The 21,123-nt window shown below is 36.0% G+C and carries 10 protein-coding genes; all 10 read left to right on the plus strand.

Features of this window, described 5'->3' with window-relative positions; genetic code table 11:
- The first annotated feature begins 18 nt into the window (after positions 1-18).
- The 10 genes from KEM10_RS19055 (at position 19) to KEM10_RS19100 (ending at position 20,830) form a co-directional block, all read left to right on the plus strand.
- Complete coding sequence (locus KEM10_RS19055; RefSeq protein ID WP_212218142.1) at positions 19-444, plus strand: DUF4625 domain-containing protein; 426 nt, start codon at positions 19-21, stop codon at positions 442-444.
- 142 nt (positions 445-586) lie between these two features.
- On the plus strand, positions 587-8,188 hold the full coding sequence (locus tag KEM10_RS19060; RefSeq protein WP_212218145.1) for a subtilase family N-terminal domain-containing protein: 7,602 nt from the start codon (positions 587-589) through the stop codon (positions 8,186-8,188).
- A gap of 135 nt (positions 8,189-8,323) precedes the next feature.
- The gene (locus tag KEM10_RS19065; RefSeq protein WP_212218148.1) at positions 8,324-11,419 is read left to right on the plus strand and encodes a SusC/RagA family TonB-linked outer membrane protein; all 3,096 of its coding nucleotides are present in this window, start codon (positions 8,324-8,326) and stop codon (positions 11,417-11,419) included.
- A 13-nt stretch (positions 11,420-11,432) separates the two neighbouring features.
- Positions 11,433-12,809, plus strand: a complete 1,377-nt coding sequence (locus KEM10_RS19070) for a RagB/SusD family nutrient uptake outer membrane protein (RefSeq protein ID WP_212218151.1) — start codon at positions 11,433-11,435, stop codon at positions 12,807-12,809.
- A 28-nt stretch (positions 12,810-12,837) separates the two neighbouring features.
- Complete coding sequence (locus KEM10_RS19075) at positions 12,838-13,788, plus strand: Calx-beta domain-containing protein (protein WP_212218154.1); 951 nt, start codon at positions 12,838-12,840, stop codon at positions 13,786-13,788.
- 759 nt (positions 13,789-14,547) lie between these two features.
- Complete coding sequence (locus KEM10_RS19080) at positions 14,548-16,815, plus strand: InlB B-repeat-containing protein (protein ID WP_212218156.1); 2,268 nt, start codon at positions 14,548-14,550, stop codon at positions 16,813-16,815.
- 117 nt (positions 16,816-16,932) lie between these two features.
- Positions 16,933-18,525, plus strand: a complete 1,593-nt coding sequence (locus KEM10_RS19085; protein WP_212218159.1) for a sensor histidine kinase — start codon at positions 16,933-16,935, stop codon at positions 18,523-18,525.
- Positions 18,522-19,172, plus strand: a complete 651-nt coding sequence (locus KEM10_RS19090) for a response regulator transcription factor (RefSeq protein ID WP_212218162.1) — start codon at positions 18,522-18,524, stop codon at positions 19,170-19,172. The genes KEM10_RS19085 and KEM10_RS19090 overlap by 4 nt, the downstream gene beginning before the upstream one ends.
- A 132-nt stretch (positions 19,173-19,304) precedes the next feature.
- Positions 19,305-19,700, plus strand: a complete 396-nt coding sequence (locus tag KEM10_RS19095) for a response regulator (RefSeq protein WP_212218165.1) — start codon at positions 19,305-19,307, stop codon at positions 19,698-19,700.
- Positions 19,701-19,711: 11 nt separating this feature from the next.
- Entirely contained in the window at positions 19,712-20,830 is a 1,119-nt protein-coding gene (locus KEM10_RS19100) for a methyl-accepting chemotaxis protein (RefSeq protein WP_212218168.1), read from the plus strand.
- The last annotated feature ends 293 nt before the right edge of the window (positions 20,831-21,123 follow it).

Here is a 21,123-nt window from a genome sequence, read left to right on the forward strand (position 1 = left end):
CTCTAACATTATAGCATCATGAAGAACATAGTAAAAATTTTGAGTATTTCGTTGCTTATTACAAGCCTACTATCTGCTTGTGGAAAAGAGGAAGAATCAGCTGATTTGACAAAACCCACAGCAGTTATAACTCTAGACAGAGATAACCATTTTTTTTCGCCAATGTCATCCATTGTAATAAATGGATCATTTAGTGATAACAAAGAATTAAAAGAATGTCAGGTAACCATTTCTTCACTTAAATCATCCAGAGGTTTTGATCTGGATTGGGAGCCGGAAACATATAAAATTCCATTAAGCGGAACTGAAATGACTATTACAGGTCAACAGATCTTTACAATTATACCTGTAGATATTAAATATGGTGAGTATCAAATAACATTTAAAGTATTGGATACCTCTGATAACTACAATTTTTATACGCAAGATATTGTAATCCAGTAGTTCTAATTAGGATTATAATTGTTTGCGATCATTTATAATCTTTTAAAATCAATACCGGGATTGTAGGGAAGAAAACACCTTTTCTATAAGCAGTTCTGTCTATTTGTTGCTGTAAATAAATGGAAAATCAATTTAGTACATAATGAATAAATATATACATAAGTTTCTCATAGCATTATTTATAATTGTTGGTGTGTCAGGGGAAATCCTTGCTCAGAATTACATTGACGGTAAAAAAAAGGGTGCTATTCGTGTTAAAATGAATGCTACTCTTCAAGCTAGTTTAAAGAGTATAAAATCAACCCGGAAAGGGGTAGAAACGGGTATTGTACCGTTTGATGCTGTCTCTAATCAGGTTTCAGCGAAAGAAATGAAACGTGTTTTTCGTTTTTCACCTAAGTTTGAAGAACGTCATCAGGCAAGTGGACTTCATTTATGGTATGAAATTGAATTTGATCCAACACTTGACCCCAAAGAGGTAGCTAAGCAATACGCGCAGCTTGATGAAGTAAAAGTAGCAACTGTTATACCGCAGGTTACGCTAATAGGCTCAGAAGCAATTGTTAATTCATCTGTATCAAGCACTGAATCAACATTTAATGATCCCCTTTTGGGTGATCAGTGGCACTATAATAACGATGGATCCCAGTCGTGGGCAGAAGCCGGAGCTGATATAAATTTAGCTAAGGCATGGGAAATCGAAACCGGTTCATCCGATGTAATTGTGGCTATTATTGATGGTGGAATAAATGTAGAACATCCTGACTTAATAGATGCTTTGTGGACCAATGATGCCGAGCTTAATGGTATTGAGGGCATTGATGATGATGGTAACGGGTTTGTTGATGATATATACGGATATAACTTTGTCTTAGGACAGGGTAACATAACAACGCATTATCATGGTACGCATGTGGCCGGTACAGTTGGAGCGGTCAATAATAATCAAGAAGGTGTTGCTGGTATTGCTGGTGGTAATGGATCCAATCTAGGTGTTCGGTTAATGTCCTGTCAGATATTTACAGAAGAAGGTGGAGCTGGCGGTTATGCTGAAGCCATTGTTTATGCTGCCGATATGGGTGCTGTTATAGGCCAAAACTCCTGGGGATGGAGTACCGATGGAGCCTATGATCAAGCTGTGCTTGATGCTATTGATTATTTCAATGCTAATGCAGGTTCGTATGCAGGAAGTCCGATGAAAGGCGGTGTATCCATTTTTGCTGCCGGTAACCTTGGCTATGAATTAGATATTTACCCTGCTGCTTATGAACCATGTATTGCGGTTGCAGCTATGGGGCCTGATTTTAAAAAAGCTCCATATTCTGTTTTTGCTGATTGGGTAGATGTAACCGCACCTGGAGGGAATGCAAGTTTAGCAAAAGAAGCTCAGGTATTGAGCACCTATAGTAGTGCTTATGGATACCTGCAAGGTACTTCAATGGCATGTCCTCATGTTTCAGGAATTGCAGCTTTGGTAGTGTCAAAATTTAAAGCTGATGAATTTACTGCTGATCAGTTAAAACAACATTTGCTAACTTCGGTTCATGATATAAATCCATATCTAACAGATCTTACCACGGGGAAGATGGGTAATGGATATATTGATGCCTATTTGGCCCTACAATCAGGAGATCCATCTATTGTACCCAATGCTGTAACAGATTTAAGTGTAGAGACGGCGCAGGATTTTGCAACTTTTTTCTGGTCGGTACCAGTCGATGCAGATGATGAAAAGGCAGTAAGTTATAACCTGTATTGGAGTAAAGAACCTTTTACTGAAGCAAATATACAAGCTGCAGGATCGAAGGTAGTTAATGAATTTTATGCAAATGTTGGTGATCAGGTAACTCATACCATCGAAGGTTTAGATGCTCAAACAACTTATTATTTTGCCATTAAAGCATTTGATCGTTGGGGCAACGGCTCATCTCTATCAAACGTTATCTCAGTTGCTACTAATAACGGACCTGAAATAACAATGGGTAACCCATTGGAATTTGATATTGATGTACAGTCAAATCCTATTTCTAATCAGATATTTACTTTCGAAAATACAGGTGAAGGGGTATTGAACTGGCAGGCTCATCTAGGATTGGATACATTGTCATTAACTCCTTTTACTACTAAGCAGGTTACCTATCCAGCGTTTGATAATGCTCCTGTATTAACTGGGGTTGGTGCTGATGATATCATTGTTGATGGTTTGGTGGCTGCTCCATCTTATGAGAGTATTGATGAGCGATTAAGATATGTAGAATACTCTACCAATGCTACTAAACGAATTGGAGAGAATGATACAACTATTACCAATTCTGCTGCTACATGGTATAAGGTTGATAATGACGAAGGATTTAATTTAACAAATATGTGGCTTAACCTTCAGGTTGATCCGCAAACCGGACCTATTGTTATCGAAATTTGGAAAGGTTCTGTATTAAAAGATGCTACTCTGTTATCGGCTCAGAATTATTTGACAAAAACAGCCTTTTGGACTTCTCATTATATTGAGTTGGAGGAACAGATTAATTTCGAAAAAGGTGATGTGTTTTGGGTAGTAGTGCATATTCCTTCCGGTAATTTATATCCGTTAGGTATTGCGGAAGAGGATTCGGATGAATATTCAGAGCGTTGTTTTATCAGTTTCAATGGAGGTAGTTCCTGGTCACCGTTGGCTGCAGAAATTAACAAAGATATTTATGTATGGTCCTGGGTGATGCGAAGCAGCATGAATGACCTGGGTGAATACATTACTCTTTCTCCACAGGATGGTGTTTTAACCAGTGGTAGTTCGCAGGATATAGCTCTTGAAATAAATGCTGATAACTTGATTGATGGTTATTATGAAGACAACCTGGTGGTGATCTCGAATGATCCGGCTAATAAGGTGGCACGAGGTAAAATTAAATTTAATGTAACCGGGCATCAACCTATATTGTCTTCTTCTAAAACAGTTGATTTTGGGAATGTTTTTGTTGGAGATTCTAAAACATTAGATATACAAATTGTTAATAAGGGACTTAGAGGTTATCAGTTACTGGAAGATGGTTATACATCAAGCAACTCAGATATTTTTATTCCGGAAGGGGTAGTGAGTGGTGAGACCATTCCAGCCCTCGATGAAGGATGGGTGAGAGTGACATTTGCTCCTGATAATGAGGGCATTTTCAATTCAATAATTAGCATTACCAACGAACAAGGTTATACCCATCAATTTACTGTTCATGGTGTATCTGTCTCACCTGCCGATATTTTGGTTGCTGATACAGAAAGTGATACGAGCGAGGTGGTTATACCAGGTGGATTGACTGTTGGAGATGCTATTGCCAATCGTACTTTTACAATCACTAATAATGGACATTATCCATTGCACTATAAAGTACCCAAGTTTTCACCTGATTATGAGGTAGAAGGGTTGATTAAGCCTGCAAACAACTTTGGATACACCTATGATTATGTGTTAGCAGATGACAATGCTGATCCTGTGGCTCATAACTGGGAGGATATTATTAGTTCTGGAACTTCTTTAATGGAAGAGTTACGTGGGCCCAAATATGCAGTAGAAAGAGAGATAGGTTTTTCTTTCCCTTTCAGAGATCGTTTTTATAACAAAGTATGGATTAACGAACAAGGTGCTTTAATCTTTGGAGAAGAAGGTGATAAGAATTTGGATTGGGTAACAGGTTCAGAGATTACTCCCATTTACTTACGGGATTTTGACATGATAACGGCCACCATGATGGCACCGAAAATGAGAGATAATACCGAAATATCTTACCGTCAGGAAGATGGTATGTTTAGAGTTCAGTATAAGAACATTCTTTATGGTAGTACAGTAGGTGTTAACATGCAAATTGTTTTGCATGCTAATGGTGATGTCGATATTCTGTTTTATAAATCGGTTTATAACCCTTCTTATCTAATCTCTATTATCGACAGAGATAACAAGGATATTGCTTTGATACATAATAGTCAGTATCCGGTACCTATGGCCAATGGAATTGAAAATTATAACCAATATAAAGAGTTCTTCCATTTTTATCATCCGGGGGAGAATTTGATTACAAATGTCACAAATCCATCAGGGACAGTTCAACCTGGCGAATCTGCAAGTTTAGAAGTATCATTTAACACGGAAGGTGTACTGCAGGATAGTATTTATGAACGTTTAGCAATTGTAAGTAACGATCCTGATTTACCTGTAACTAAATATACGGTTAGTGCAAATTTTGTGGCAGGAGGTTCAGCTCAATTGACTGCAGAAGATGAAAGTATTGATTTTGGAGATGTGTTTAAAACGGATAGCGTTATATATGTTACATCATTGACAAATTCAGGTACTGCACCAATTTCTATTACTGATTTAGCTTTTCAAACAGGAGGTTTATTTACTACTGAAAAGATTGATGATTTACCAATTGTTGTTAAGGCCCGACAGTCAGTTCATTTGCCTGTTAAGATAAATACTGGTATTCAGGCCGATCCTGCTGCAGGAACTGTGAACGATGTGCTAATCGTAACAGATGAAAATAGCAATACCAATGAAATTGCATTGCAAGGAACTATTATTGAAAATCCAATAATAAATGTGTCTCCTGTAGAAGGTATTACCCAAACATTAGTTGCTGGCGAAACTATTGAGAGACAATTTACAATCTCAAATGATGGTGATGGAGAATTGGAATATGCTATTGTTCCGGGGACTTGGTTTTATTTAAAAGATACTAACCAACCACAAGGAAGTGAAATTAAGGATTTTGATTACGTTCATGAGAAGGGAGATGGTATTGGTTATGTAGATATTACTGAGTCAGCTGCTCATACTAATCTGGAATCTAAATTTCTTGATGATAGAATTCCTTATTTTAAGCTACCACTTAAAAACGATTATCCTTATTATGGGCAAAAATATGACACTTTATACATCTCGGTTATGGGGTGGATGTCATTTATTGAGCCTGAAATTGAAGCATTAGTAGACCGTCCGACTAATATACCTGAAGTGGATAATATGAAAGGAGCTATTGCTCCAATGGCGGCATTCCATTTACCATATTATTATTCTCAGCGACAAAAACAAGGTGTATATTACCAGGAGGAAGAGGATCGGGTCATAGTTTCGTGGGAAGATTTCTTTCCATTGGCAGGTGGTCGTATTGAGTATAGTTTTCAGGCTATTATTTACTCAAATGGTAAAATAGAGTTTAACTATAAAGATCTGGAATATCCAAATATTGCTGCTGTTGTTGGAGTGGAAAAACCAAATGAAGAAGAAGGCCTGCTTATCTGGCGTGATTATATGCCATCTATGCCTAATGATAGTGAGCTGATGTCGTATTCTGTATTCCCTGTAGTGAAGCAGCAGGTTGCACCTAACAGCTCTGCAACTGTCGATATGATTTTGGATGCAACGGTTGTTAATGATGGTACTTATTCTTCTAATATAATTATTAAAAATAATTCCGTTGGTGAAATAGATCAAGAGTTACCAGTTGAGTTAACTGTTATTGGAACCCCCAATTTAGAGGTGAAAGGCAATAATCCTGAATATGTTTGGTATGTTGAAGGTAAGTCATATGATTTTGATTTAACAATAGAAAATACTGGAACTAAAACGGTTACTGTCGATCATGAGGAGTTAACAGCGAACCCTGAAATTGAGTTGTTCTATGTTTATCCTGAAGTGTTGAATAGCAGAGGAAATGTTCTGGCTCCGGCAGGTGAAATACCTATTAATGAATTTGTCGGACAAATAGCCTATGTTGAGATATGGAGTAAACTGGGACCTGTTAAATTTGAGGTTGGTGATGGAACTAAGCTGGCTCCAGGTGATAACTGGAAAATGGTTATGAGGTATACTCCTTCAAGCCCGGCTCAATCCGTTTCAACATTCAAGTTGTTCGATACCAACTTAGCTGAAGTATTCAGTTCTCAATTATTGGTTGAAAGTAAGATGCCTCCTGCTATTACGATTAGTGAAGATAATATTACAGAATATGCGGTGGATGATAGTTATACCGGAAATCGTAATTTGGTTATTGGTAATATTAATGGCTCAGGTGATTTGGAGTGGAATATTGACTTGATTTTTAATAGAGGAAAACAAGATGCTGAATCAACTGCATCACCAAGTTTGAAATCATCAGGTCAGTTGCCTCAATTATATTCAGGAACAACAACAGAGACAGCCCAGTTAAAATCAACTAATGAGAATACCTATAATCGCTCAATTACCTATACAGATGAATTAACTAAGAATAACAATATTGGTTTTGGAGCAGGCCTATCATTTATGTCGGCAACCAAATTCAAGGCTCCTGATGATGGGTTCTATTTGTCTGATATTGAAACCTATTATGTGCATGAGTCTGTATTAAGTGGTGTTATCACAGTGGAAATAAAAGCTGGAGGCGACAATATTTACAATGCCTCTGTTATAGGAAAAGGAAGCTTAAGTCTTGCATACGATGCTCCAGATGCTGATGTTGGAGAATATGTTAGCATTAACTTGAATGAACCGGTATTTATTTATCCAAATGAAGATTTTTATGTGGTAATTACTTATCCCTTGGGCGTTACTAAACCTCAAGGCGTGGTGTTTACTGAAATGGAAAATATTGTAGCAGATCGTTTCTTCTTTAATTATCAGGGAGACTGGTTTGATATGGTTACTCAGGGAGGTTTTGAAAATATGGCTTTCATGGTGAAGGCTCATGAGTTGAATTATGAACAAAGAACCTGGTTAACTATTGAAGGTGATGTAACCGGAACAACAGTTGTCGGACAGGAGTCGGAAGTTAAATTGAACTTTAATGCTGCGTTTGCTCAGGAAATTAAAAATAATGCGCAGTTAGTTATTATCAGCAACGATCCAATCGATAATGAGAAAGTTGTAGATGTAAATCTACTAATGAACGAAGCACCTTATGTTGTATTATCAGAGGGTGACCAAAAAGTAGAAGAGAATCAGACAACTACACTTACTTTTTCAGTGGTTGATAATGAAGGAGATTCGTTTACGAATGAGGTTATTACGGATGCTGATTGGATTACCTATACGGATAATAATTCAGAAATAATTCTTAATCTGGCTCCTGATTATTACGCTCAAGGTATTCATACTATTCAAATTATCACAAAAGATGAGCATGATGTTGAGCGTAATACATCATTTGAGATACAGGTAATAAATGTTAATAGATCTCCTGAATTAACAGAATCAGCGGTAGATACAACTGTTGTATGGGAGCATGGTGACTTTGAACTTATCTTCTCAGATTTAATCAATGATGTGGATAATGATGAAATGACATATACAATTCAAGTCATAGATGAAGATGTTTTAGCTATGATGTATAATAATGGCAGAGCCATTTTAACACCTCAGATGATTGGATCTTCTGAAGTACAAATTACAGGTCGTGATCAGTACGGTGCTTCAGTCAAAGGTTCATTCATTATCAACGTTATACATCGTACAGCTATTGATGATAATGAGTTGAATAGGATAGAAATCTACCCAAATCCAGCTACAGATTTTATTAGAATAGACTGGAAAGATTGGGCGGATGGAGATGTAATGATTCGTCTGACAAATGCGGCTGGTGAAATCATTCAGCAAAAGAATGTTCAAGTTGGATTATCCGCCACATATACCATGATTATATCAGATTTAGCTAAGGGATTATATATGATGGAGGTTATTTCTGATGAACAAACACATAAACATAAGATCATAAAGCAATAAGAATGACACCAATTAATAATTGTGATAAGCACTTTTAAATGTCGGAAACATTGAGTGCTTTGATCAATTATTTTTGGTCATTGAAATTCCAAATCTGCTTACCTAGAGATAAAAAATATAATTAAAAACTATTCTATGAAACGTGTAATACACTTGTTATTACTTCTGTTTATTATGGGGGGTGGGATAATAAATGCCCAAAACAAAACGATTACAGGAATAATGACTGATGCCACAGATGGCGCTCCTATTCCGGGAGCAACGGTTGTGGTGAAAGGAACAACCGTTGGCACCATTACCATGTTTGATGGTAGCTACAGTCTGAATGTTCCGGAAAATGCTGAAATATTGGTTTTTTCTTTTGTTGGAATGAAAAGCCAGGAAATAGCCATTGTCAATCAATCGGTTATTAATGTAGTAATGGAAACCGAAAGCTTAGGTGTAGAAGAGGTTGTTGTTACAGCTTATGGTACCAAAGGAAAAGTAGGATTGAAAGGTGCTATCTCGGTGGTTGAAGCCAAAGATATGGAGCAGGTTCCTGTAGCAAGTTTCGATCAGATGTTGCAAGGAAAAACAACCGGTTTGCAAATTTCTACTGGTTCGGGGCAACCAGGCTCAAGTAATACTACTGTTCGAATTCGTGGTAATGGTTCTATCATGGGAGGTAATGATCCCTTGTATGTTGTAGATGGTGTACCTATCGAAGCAGGTGCTTTTGCCAGCTTAAATGCCAATGATTTTGAAACGGTGAGTGTGCTGAAGGATGCTTCATCAACAGCTATTTATGGTTCCAGAGCTGCTAACGGTGTAATATTAATTACAACAAAAAGAGGAAAAGAAGGTAAAACAAAAGTAAATATTCGTCATCAGTCAGGTGTGTCGATGAAAACACAAGAGAGATTTGATATGATGAATACGGCTGAGAAATTATGGTTCGAAGAAATAGCGCAGAAAGGTCCGGGATGGGAACTAAGTTCGTTAAATCCCAATTACCAGTCCTTATCCAATGAAGCTCGTGCAGCTCAGGATGCTGAATTAGCGCGTCTTCGCGGTATCAATACCAATTGGCAGGATCAGGTATTTAGAATGGGTAAAACACATAGTACTGAAGCCAATTTTATGGGAGGAAGTGAAAAGACTCAATTTTATGTTTCTTTCCAGAACTATTACCAGGAAGGACTTTCACCCCGATCAGATATCAATCGTTATACAGGTCGTATCAATCTCGATCATAAAATTTCTGATAAGATTAAAGTAGGAATTATTACTAGTATGGGAACTTCTGCAGCTAATAAAATTGAAAGTGAAGGAGGAGTTGCTCTACAAAATCCATTTGCAGCTGTTTATTTGGCTAACCCTTGGGAAGAACCATACACCACAGCAGGTGATATTAATAGTGGTAAATATTTGTTTGCAAATCCATATTTGACCGATGAGCAAAATGCCGAGCGATATTATGAGTACGATAATGTAGGTTCAAACTCATTGGATCAAATGGCAAATTCAACCAATATGGTTGAAGAAATAAAATTTGTAGGAGCTGCTAATTTGGAGTGGACTATAACACCTGACCTTTCTGCAAAAACTCAATACGGTATTGATTATCGTCAGACATTAACAGAACGAGAAATCCGTCCGGAAGCATACTCTGCTCGTATTCTTGGTGATGATGAACCAGGTCGTGAAGGGCAGCGATCTCAATCTTTTGGTCGAAGAATGGAAGCGAACTTTACCAATACACTTGATTATAAAAAAGTAATAGGTGATAAACATTTGCTATCTGCAGTTGTAGGAACAGAATATGTAAATCGTACCACTTTTGGATTTGGTTTTACAGGTTATGGTTTGGATCCTAAGTTACCTGGCTCATTGCAGGGTATGACCAGCGGAACTCCCGGTACAGTAAATACAGAAAGTAATTACTTTATACCAGCCGTTTCTGGTGGGGAAAGTGAACGTGCTTTGTTTTCAGTTTTTTCATTGGTGAACTATACATTTAACGATAAATATACTTTTAGCGGTAGTTTACGTCGTGACGGTTCATCTGCATTCGGGGCTGATAATAAATATGCCACATTGTATTCGTTGGGTTTAACATGGGATGTAACCCGAGAATCTTTTATGACTGATTTAACCTGGGTTAATAACTTAAAGTTCCGAATTAGTTATGGATTAACGGGTAACCAGGATGGTTTGGATGATTATGAAACATTAACTACCTGGGGAACTACTCAGTATAATAATCAAAAAGGTACTGTTCTGGGGAGATCAGGTGATCCAACATTAAAATGGGAGATTGCAAAGAAGTTTAACGTTGGATTTGATTACAACTTGTTGGCTAATCGCTTAAGTGGTTCTTTGGATGTGTATAATGATATTACAGATGATTTATTTGTTGTTCAAACTTTCTCATCATGGGCCGGAATACCGGGTAATGCAAAGAAAACCAATGCCGGTAAGGTACGTAACCGAGGTATCGAATTATTGCTGAACTATGATGTGATTAAAAATAATGATTTCATTTGGTCTGTTGGAACCAACCTCTCATACAATGATAATGAAGTGCTTGATTTGGGGCAGGTGAATGAATTTGAGCAAGGTACATCTATTATCAGAGAAGGTTTACCATTAGGATCTCACTACATGGTTAAATGGGCAGGTGTAAACCCGGCTAATGGAAATGCTTTGTATTATACTAAAGGTGGTCAGGTAACTGAGAATTACAGTGCCGATGATAATATAGCGGAGTTTGGTTCTTCTAATCCTCCTTTTACCGGTGGTTTTAATACAAGAGTAAGTTATAAAGGCATTGAATTAAGTGCTCAATTTAACTTTGCTCAGGGGTATTCACGATTTAACAATCAATCCTTTTTTCAGGAAAATCCAAGTTTTGCACAATATAATATGTCAACAGCCATGCTTGATGTATGGCAACAACCAGGTGATGTAACAGAAATTCAAGGAGTGCATTCAACTCGTCAATTTTCATCAAAAGACATCGAAGATGCTTCTTTTATCCGCTTCCGTAATCTAATGCTATCCTATAGCTTACCTAAAACCATTTTAAAAAGAACAGGTATTGTGCAAGGATTAAAGGTTTATGGACAGGCTCAAAACCTATTTACCTGGACAAAATGGACTGGTTTTGATCCTGAAGATAGTAATAACATTGCGAGTTTTGAATACCCTACGCCTCGTGTCTTTTCTGTAGGTATTGATGTTGCATTTTAAAAAATGATGAATAATGAGACTTAATTTGATAAATATACAAACAGTCTTCATCAGCATGTTTACACTATTCACATCCTGTGAATTAGATTTGTCGCCTGTTGATGAAATTACAGACGATAAAGCATTCGTTACCATTGAAGATTTAGAAAAAGGTCGTGTGGGAGTGATGGCTTATTATGGTGGATTTGCTATTGTTGGTGTAACAGATTATGCCAGCGACGATTTGCGATATTCCTCATCAAACCGTGGTCAGGGAGTTAACGTGCATGACTGGACTTATAATGCTTCTACCGACGATATGGGAAGCGTTTGGGATGGTAATGCTCATTTGGTTGATGCTGCCAATCGTATTTTGGAGATTTCAGCTCAATTCGATCCGGAAGATGCCACCGTAAAGAAAACCATTGCGGAATGCTTATTTACCCGTGCATTTGGTCATTTTGAAGTACTAAGAGCTTATGCTCCCAATTATAGTGCCAATGCCATAGGTATTCCATATATGAAACAATCGGTTATTTCAGAACCGGCACGTTTAACACAGGGCGAAGTTTATCAGAATATACTAAGCGATATTGATGCTGCAATACCTGATTTAGATCAGTTTGTGGATGGTAATTACTGGGTAACTCAATCTGCTGCTTATGCTTTAAAAGCACGCGTTGCTCAATATATGGGCGATTGGGATATGGCTATTGAAGCAGCCGATTTGGCTATTAGTACCGGAGGCTTCCGTTTAGCTGAGATAGATGAAGTGCAACAAATATGGAATGATGAAGTCGCTGATGATGTAGAAGTGATTTTTAGAAAAGAAATATTGTCATCAAGGTTGGGAGATTACTATACTGCATCATCCAACCAGGATATTTATTTTCATCCTTCTCACTCCTTAATGGATTTTTATGAGGACGATGATATCAGAAAGTCTGAATACTTTGGTAAAAACGATAATGGTCAGGATGTTGTTAAAAAACACGACGGACGGGCAAGTGGATCAATGAATGTGGTTGATATCAAGTATTTCAGGGTGTCGGAGATGGTATTGATTAAAGCAGAAGCATATATCAACAAAGATTTATTGGATGAAGCTCAGGCTGAGATCGAATTGTTACGTTCGAAACGTATCACTGATCCTGATCCGATTGATATGTCAATAAAATCTTTAGCCATGAGTGTACTTCAGGCTGAACGTCGCAGAGAGTTGGCGTATGAAGGCCATCGATTTATTGATTTACGTCGTTGGAATCTGGGTATTGAACGAGTGGATGAGGATGTGCCAAGTGGTCGTCAAAAGGTTTTGGAATCAGGGGATTATCGTTTTGTATTTCCAATTCCTCAGGATGAAATATTTGCCAACGGTAATATGAAGCAAAATGAAGGGTATAGTAACTAAGTGTATTCAATCTAAAAAGATTAATGAAATGAAAAACAGACTTAAATATATTGCCGCACTGTTCGTTACTGTTTTATTAATGAGCTCATGTGGCGAAGAAGAAAGCCAAGTGTTTAATGATAAGGACGCTTTCTTTGCATTCGAAACCTCTACATCAGCTAAATTAGAGAATGATATTCGCACTTTGCGTATTCCGGTTTATCTAGCAAAATCTACGGCCAGAGGAGAAGTGGAATTTGTTATTGAAACAGAAGGATTTAGTAATCCGGCAGCCGAAGGCGTAGATTTTACAATTGAGAATGCAAACAATACGGTAATATTTGATGGAGACCATTATGCTAATATTAATGTTAAGCTTATTGATAATGAAGAGCGTGATGGGGACAAGAAGTTTAATGTCGTATTGAAGAGTAATTCAATTAATGCTGGTATTGGATTAGCCAACGAAGCTAATACCGTTCATACGGTTACGATTAGTGACAACGAGCATCCATTAGCTGCTTTGATTGGATATAATTTTGAAGCCGTAGAACAATCAATCGCTACGGATACCGAGGGGAACAAGGTAAGTCCATATGTTCTTCCTGTTGAAATAAGACCTGATACTATTGAAGGCAGAGATGACCGATTATTGGTAAAAGGTTTGTTAGGTGTGAATCAGGAGGTGCGTTTACGCTTTGATGCGGAAACCAATGAAGTTATTATGGAAGCTGATCAGAGTTATAAAGAGGTTATAGATCCTTATTTTGGTATAGAAATCCAACTGACCTTTTTTGGCTGGGAATGGTATGTAAACAACGAAGGAAATGACGCAATTAAACGTTATCCTGAAGCTATAGGTACATATGATTTACAAGCGCAAGAAATAATTTTTGATGAAGGTTACCTGGCACAGATAACAGGACCATCTGATCACCCGTATGCTGGTTTTGCCTATAACATTTTGATTATAGAACATTGTAAAATTGCTAAAAAGTAGAATTGGATTAGTTAGTGTAGTATTACGGTAACAGGGGCTGCTCATTTGAGTGGCCCTTGTTTTTTATCAAATGATGGACGTTAAGTGGTTGTAGAAAATAATAATAGCCTCTCTTGGGGGCATGTTTACAATTGTCCAATTTCTGTTATGAGACAAGATTTCAATTCCGCATTAAAGATAAGTAAGTGCAAGCTTTGATTTGCAAAAAAGAACAAAATACAACTCCGAAATGGGGTTTGTTTTCGTTTTAGCAAGCACTTGCTATAGGTCTGCATAATTACCTAGACGTTATATAAATGGATTGATTAACCTGTATGTTAAGTATGGTAGGTGTAATTCTGATGGTCTTAGAGTATCAAAATAGTTAAGTATGATGTTTTTTCGGGATTGAAATATCTATTTATATGAATTAAGATATGGTCTGTGATATTTTCTTAGGTGGTGTTGAAGTAAATAATGAAATTTCAATAAAGAAGGTTTGAAAAATAGGGGATGAGTAAATATTAACTAGGTTTTTGTTTAAATAGATAATTGCAATTAATATTTGTTTAAGTGATTGTTTAATAAGTGTTAGTGTAGTGATGTAGTGGTGGCGATAAGGTCATGATTTACCTAATAGCAATAGTTATATGGTGGTTTTATGTGTAGGGGTAAAATTGATATGCTACATAAACTCAACGGTCAATTTCGATCATCTAATTTTAGGATATCATCATTAGTGCAAAGGTGCATTATAGTATTAACCTAAATAATTTGATAATGAAAAAAATTTACATTGGATTCTTATTTCTTGCGATCTCAGTTTTGTCAATGGGGCAAACAGTCGAGATTGTTAAAGATTATCAGCCAACAAGTAATGAATGGGGTACTTCTCCTAATAGCTTAACAAGTAACTCTTCTATGATGGTATTTTCAGGAGGAGAAGCTGCGAGATATTTCTTTGGTGCATATACCGTGTTTTATGAGCCATTTGTAACTGATGGAACAGCTACTAATTTTGTTGCATGTGATATTAATCCAGGTTCAGAATTAGGAATGCAATCAAACCCAAAAAACTATTTTGTATTAAACGATACGATTTATTTTACTGCTAATGACGCAGAAGGTGAGAAGTTGTTTAAAATTAATGATTTAACTGGTGACTATGAAGCAGTAGCTACATGGACAACAGGGAATAATCCTACTGTGATAAGCCCTTTTGGCGGTGATAAGGTTGTTTTCGCCGGTAAAAATCCGGATGATGAAACTGATGAAACTATCTATTTGTTAGAATGGGATGGTGAAGCGACTAGTCCATCAATAAGAATTAATGGTCAAACACCATTATTTGATATGAATCCTTCAAATCTGGTTAGTTACCTTGGCGGCCCTCGTGATATAACATTTTTGTATGCAAAAGATCCGACAAACGCTTCTTTAGGGTATCAGTTATGTGTCACAGCAAGTAGTTTTTTTGGAGGTGTTAATGCACAATTCTTCGATCTAGTAACTGATCAAGACGATTATGTTGAAGATTTTACTATTATAGAAGGTAGCGTTTATTTTAATGATGGTAAAAATTTAGTTTGGAAAACTCAAGGTAGCCAACCTGAATTAGTGGCAGATATCAATAGTGCAGTCGAGCAAAATACAATGTTAGCTTTATTGGGCGAATGGCAAGGTAAGTTGATCTTTAAAGGAAAACCAGCTGGAGCTACAAATGATCAAAGAAGAATGTTTATGTACGATCCTGCCCTAACGGGAGAAGAGGCAATTACTATTCTGGCAGAGCGTGATTTCAGAAGTGTAAGTGATATTAAGGAGTTAGATGGAATGTTCTATTTTGTAGCTAATGAAAGATTCTACGATACTGATGGTGTTACTTATACCGGATCTCAAAGTTGTTTATTTAATTTTGATGGTAATGAAATTAAAAATGTGAGTGGAGATCTTGTTGGAGCCAGTGAGCCTCATGTGTTTAATGGGAAAGTTTATTTTTCAGCTGTTGATGAAGATGGCGGTGATGAAGGAGGTACAACGCATCACGAGTTATTTTCTTATGGTGCGCCAACAACTTACTATATAAACTATGTAACAGAAGGAGGGACACATTCTAATCTTGATCGTTTTAATGCATTATCTGAAGATATAACATTAGGTGACGCTGCAAAAGAAGGTTATTCAACTTTTGTTGGATGGTACACTACAGCAGATTATCAGGAAGGAACTGAAATTACTGTTGTTAATCAGGCAGCAATTGATAACGGAACTCTAGTTGCTACAGATGTAGATGGTCAGATGACTATAAATATTTACGCTAAATATTCTGATCCTGTTGTTTACTCGATCTCATTTGATGCACTAGATGGAACGCATTCTAATACAGTTACCAATTATACCGTTGCTGATGAAGTTACTTTGGAACCTGCTGTTCCTAATGCTGCCGGTTATAAATTTTATAAGTGGTATACCGAGTATACAGCTCCAAGTACTTTCTCTGGAGATTCTTATACTACATCTATTCCTGTAAATACAACCGGAGATCTTACTCTTTATGCTAAGTATTTAACCATTACATACAATATTACGTATGAACTTGATGGTGGAGATAAAAATGGACAATATTATAAAACCTCCTATAAGGTAACCGATGCTACGATAGTTTTAAATACTCCAGTAAAAGATGGATTTGAGTTTGTTGGGTGGTATACAACAGTTGATTTTCAGGAAGGAACTGAAATTACTGAAATTACAAGTGGTTCAACAGGTGATATTACTGTTTACGCCAAGTGGTCTGGTGCTACAGCTATTGGTGATGTTGAAATAGATGGGTTCTCTGTTTCACCTAATCCTAGTAATGGAGTAGTGACATTAAACGGAATTGATACACAGGATGCTACATATTATTTATATGATATGAGTGGAACACAAGTTGAAAAAGGGTTAGTAGTAGCTAATCAAATAGACTTTAAAGTGGGAGCAGGAGTTTATTTATTAAAAGTTGAAAATAAGGTACAAGTACAGGTTGTTAAAATCATAATTAGGTAGTTTTACTTGTTTATTATGATGAAGCCATCCAACGGGATGGCTTTTTTTGTTTTCATCAATTTTAATTCTTTATATTTATTGATATAGTAGGACTATAACTTAAAATCATAATTATTAATGAATCTTCAGAATCAAATAGATAAGATTCGTGAAAAGATCATAAATATTACCTTAACATCTACCGTAATATTTATGTTTGTTGCTGTTGTACCTAGTTTATTGCGTTTAGTAGATGTAGGTTGGCAACCTTTGTTTTTAGTGCATATTCTTATTATGTGCGTTATTTTAGTGTTGTATTATTTTAGAAAAAAGATACCTCTCAAGCTAAAAGCACATATTCTATTTATTGTCTATATGATAATAGCAGTCTCTGGTATGATTAATTTCAAACTAATTAATGCTGCCTATTATATAATTGTTCTTGTATCCCTGGCCACCCTGCTATATGGCCGAAAGGTTAGCTATATTTATTCTGCTGTATTTATAGTGTTATTTATTTCGGTTTTCTTTTTACACCATTTCAAGCTCGTTCAATTAAATATCGACTTTAACCAATATCAGGATTATACATCAGCCTGGCTGGCAGTAGGTTCTTCCTATGTTTTCGTTTTACTTGTGGTTATTTTGTCTACACACGTATTTTATAAGTTGTTTATTGATTCCATCAAGGACTTAAATGTTAAATCAAATGAGCTATCCTATTCGTTAAAAGCCTTACAATTATCAGAGAATAGATATAAAGATATTTTCGAGAATAGTAGGGATGGTTTTGTGTTCTTCGATCATAACTATTTTATAGTCAACTGCAATCAGAGCTTTTCAAAATTAATAGGGTATGAGTTATCGGAATTAGAAGGATACAACTATAAAACATTATTGTATAATCAGGATATTGAATGGGATGCTATACTGGAAACAATCATTAATAAAGCCAGTAGAGAAGTCTTACTTATGCATAAAAACGGAATGCCAATACCTGTTGAAGTCAGTCCATATAGTACGGAAGCTTTTAAAGGAGGACTGTGGGTGATTGTAAGAGATATTAGAGAAAGGAAGAAGCTGCAGCGTGAAATTTTTAAAACAATGATTCAGTCTGAAGAAAAAGAAAGAGAGAGGTATGCAAAGGAACTCCACGATGGCTTAGGGCCTTTAATTTCAACAACTTTGATTTATCTTGATACGATTCATGATGAAAATGATATAGATAATATTAGAGAATATAGTAGTCGCGCATACTCGTTATTAGAAGACGCAACCAACACCATAAAGGAGATATCTAATAATTTAAGTTCAATGATATTGACAGAATATGGTGTGGTAAGCGCTATCAGGTCTTTTATCGAAAAATTGCAGAAGGTTTCAGAAATTAAATTTGTCATTAAATCAAACTTAAAAGGAACATTTGAAGAAACCATTAAATTTACTTTCTATCGTATTTTAGTAGAGTTGATAAATAATTCAATTAAATATTCTCAGGCAAAGACTATTACCCTAATATTTGATTACAATGAATCTAATGGGTTTCTTAAGGTTAAATTCTTCGATGACGGAGAAGGTTTTGATTATAATCAGGCACTTATTAATAAAAAAGGTTTTGGATTATTAAATTTACAAAATCGAATCAAACAAATAGGTGGTAGTTCAACTTATTATACAGAAGAAGGTAAGGGTGTTGAAGTAAATTTATCTATAAAAACAAACTACATATGATTGATATAGTCATTATTGAAGATTTACCAATTGTAATGGAAGGAATTAAACTTCAACTTAATAAAGTAGAGGAGTTTAACGTAATTGGTGAATTTAATAATGGCAAAGAGTTTATTGACAACCTGGATTCAATTGATCCGGATATCGTATTGACTGATATTGATATGCCTGTTATGAATGGCATTGAAATGACACTTCTTGCATTATCAAGTAATCCCGACCTAAAGATTATCGCTCTCACCATGTTCTCTGATCGCAAGTTTTATTATAAAATGGTTACCGCCGGGGCTAAAGGATTTGTACTAAAACAATCGTCTGTTAATACATTAAGAAAGGCTATTGAAGAAGTCTATAATGGAGATAGTTATTTTTCTCAGGAGATACTTCGGACTGTTATTGTTGAGATGCAGGGTATCGAAGAAGAAATTATTAAAGAAAAAAAGGAACTGCTCAAACTTTCCGATCGCGAAACCCATATTATTCAATTAATTTGCCAGGGGTTGAGTAATAAAGAAATTGCTGAAAAGTTATTTGTTAGCCTTCGTACAGTTGAGAGCACTAAATCGCGATTGATGCAAAAGACGAACCAAAAAAACAATGCCGGGTTAATCATCTGGGCTATAAAAAACAAAATCGTCTCAATATAACGATTCACTTTTCCACCACTTAAATGTGGTAAACCACATTCTAGCTGTTAAGTATACCGCATTTATTTCTGAAGTAAACTTAACCAACTTCATTTTTTTATCGCCGTAAATATCAGTGTTACATCTAAGGTGATGAAAGAAAAAAAGATCAGTATAATAATCGCAGACGATAATGAGAATTTTTTAGAAGCAATGGTATTCTTGCTTTCTAAAAATACCTCATATAATGTCATTCATTCGTGCTCTAATGGAGTAGAACTGTTAGAGGCATGTAAGTTCAACAAGCCTGATATTATTATTACTGATCTTAATATGCCTGTCATGGATGGAGTAAATGCTGTTAAAGAAATAAGAGAGTTATATCCTAAAATACCTGTTATAGCTTTAACAATGTATTATGAGAATGTCATCATACAACCAATTATAGATTTAGGTTTTAATGGTTATATATATAAGCCTCATGTTTCTAAACGGTTGGATGATGTTATTGACCGAGTATTATCAAAAAAGTCAAATCTAATATTTTAAGAAGATCTGTTATGAGTGATTTTGTGAGTGAATTATTAAAAACTGCTGCTACCCTACCAGTAGCGATATTGATTCTGAGATTAATCTTCAAAAAATCAATTATGTTCCAGTTTAGTATGCTAACCGTGTCATTTACCTTGTTTGTGGTAGCGGCAAAGGCTATAGAGTTTCATTTTCAAGGGATCTATCAGTATATAGTTACTCCATTCAATGTTATTGTGGGTACAGGTGTGTTTATATATATTAATAAGATTCTGAGGATCCCTCTGGAAAAGTCAATCAACAAGGTTAATGAATTATCCAATGGTAATTTAAATCTTGATATTCAAAAATCAAATTCAACTAACGAATTGGGTATCTTGAATAACTCTTTGGTATCTCTAATTGAAAAGCTAAATTATATTATTGGAGATGTGATTACCAACTCCGAACAACTAGCAAGTGCCAGTAGTCAAATGAGTGGTTCCTCTGAACAATTATCGCAGGGAGCTACAGAGCAGGCAAGTTCTTTGGAAGAGGTATCATCAACAATGGAAGAGATCATCTCAAATATTGGTCAGAATACACACAATGCTCAACAGACTGCTCAGGCTTCAGTAGATGCATATAACAGTATTAAGTTAGTCTCGGAAAAGTCGGAAAAGGCAGTGGAAGCGAATAAGATAATTGCAGAGAAAATTACCATTATCAATGATATATCATTTCAGACAAATATTTTGGCATTAAATGCAGCAGTAGAGGCCGCAAGAGCGGGCGAACATGGTAAAGGATTTGCGGTAGTTGCTCAGGAGGTCAGAAAATTGGCTGAGAATAGTAAAAAAGCAGCTGAAGAAATTGTAGGATTAGCTCAATCCAGCTTGCAGCTATCAGAAGAAACAGGAAAAGTAATGGTAGAGACAATACCTAAAATAGAGCATACTTCTCAATTGATTCAAGAGATATCGGCTTCAAGTATGAAACAAAATAACGGTGCTTCACAAGTCAATAATGCAATTCAGCAACTTAACGGTGTTACTCAGCAAAATGCATCTTCAAGTGAAGAATTAGCCTCAAGTGCCGAGGAATTGGCTGGCCAAGCAGATCAGTTAAGGCAAGTGATATCCTTCTTTAGTGCGGATAAACACGATTAGCTTGAAAGATCTCAAACATTAACTAACCATCTACCTAATAGTGAAATATCCATTTGAAGTATTGGAGGGAAGTTATAAGGAAAAGAAATAGTATCATATAAAATTTCTATAGATATAAAACATTACGAATTCACAGTTAGATTCCAGTAGTAATTAATTGAGTTTCCCCTAATTCAGATTAATTATTGCAGCCACCCAAGCGGTGGCTTTTTTTGTCATAAAATCTACAATTTATTTGAAATGATACATTCATGTCAAAGGTGGTTTGTCATCAAAATTAATTAAATGGTTAG

It is taken from the genome of Carboxylicivirga linearis, from assembly GCF_018271995.1.
GTDB classification, from domain to species: domain Bacteria; phylum Bacteroidota; class Bacteroidia; order Bacteroidales; family Marinilabiliaceae; genus Carboxylicivirga; species Carboxylicivirga linearis.

What these genes read in the sequence shown, in the direction of transcription:
- KEM10_RS19100 (WP_212218168.1), top strand. Translation starts at nt 19,712, where the DNA reads ATGAGTGATTTTGTGAGTGAATTATTAAAAACTGCTGCTACCCTACCA.
- KEM10_RS19090 (WP_212218162.1), top strand. Translation starts at nt 18,522, where the DNA reads ATGATTGATATAGTCATTATTGAAGATTTACCAATTGTAATGGAAGGA.
- KEM10_RS19075 (WP_212218154.1), top strand. Translation starts at nt 12,838, where the DNA reads ATGAAAAACAGACTTAAATATATTGCCGCACTGTTCGTTACTGTTTTA.
- KEM10_RS19080 (WP_212218156.1), top strand. Translation starts at nt 14,548, where the DNA reads ATGAAAAAAATTTACATTGGATTCTTATTTCTTGCGATCTCAGTTTTG.
- KEM10_RS19095 (WP_212218165.1), top strand. Translation starts at nt 19,305, where the DNA reads ATGAAAGAAAAAAAGATCAGTATAATAATCGCAGACGATAATGAGAAT.
- KEM10_RS19055 (WP_212218142.1), top strand. Translation starts at nt 19, where the DNA reads ATGAAGAACATAGTAAAAATTTTGAGTATTTCGTTGCTTATTACAAGC.
- KEM10_RS19070 (WP_212218151.1), top strand. Translation starts at nt 11,433, where the DNA reads ATGAGACTTAATTTGATAAATATACAAACAGTCTTCATCAGCATGTTT.
- KEM10_RS19065 (WP_212218148.1), top strand. Translation starts at nt 8,324, where the DNA reads ATGAAACGTGTAATACACTTGTTATTACTTCTGTTTATTATGGGGGGT.
- KEM10_RS19085 (WP_212218159.1), top strand. Translation starts at nt 16,933, where the DNA reads ATGAATCTTCAGAATCAAATAGATAAGATTCGTGAAAAGATCATAAAT.
- KEM10_RS19060 (WP_212218145.1), top strand. Translation starts at nt 587, where the DNA reads ATGAATAAATATATACATAAGTTTCTCATAGCATTATTTATAATTGTT.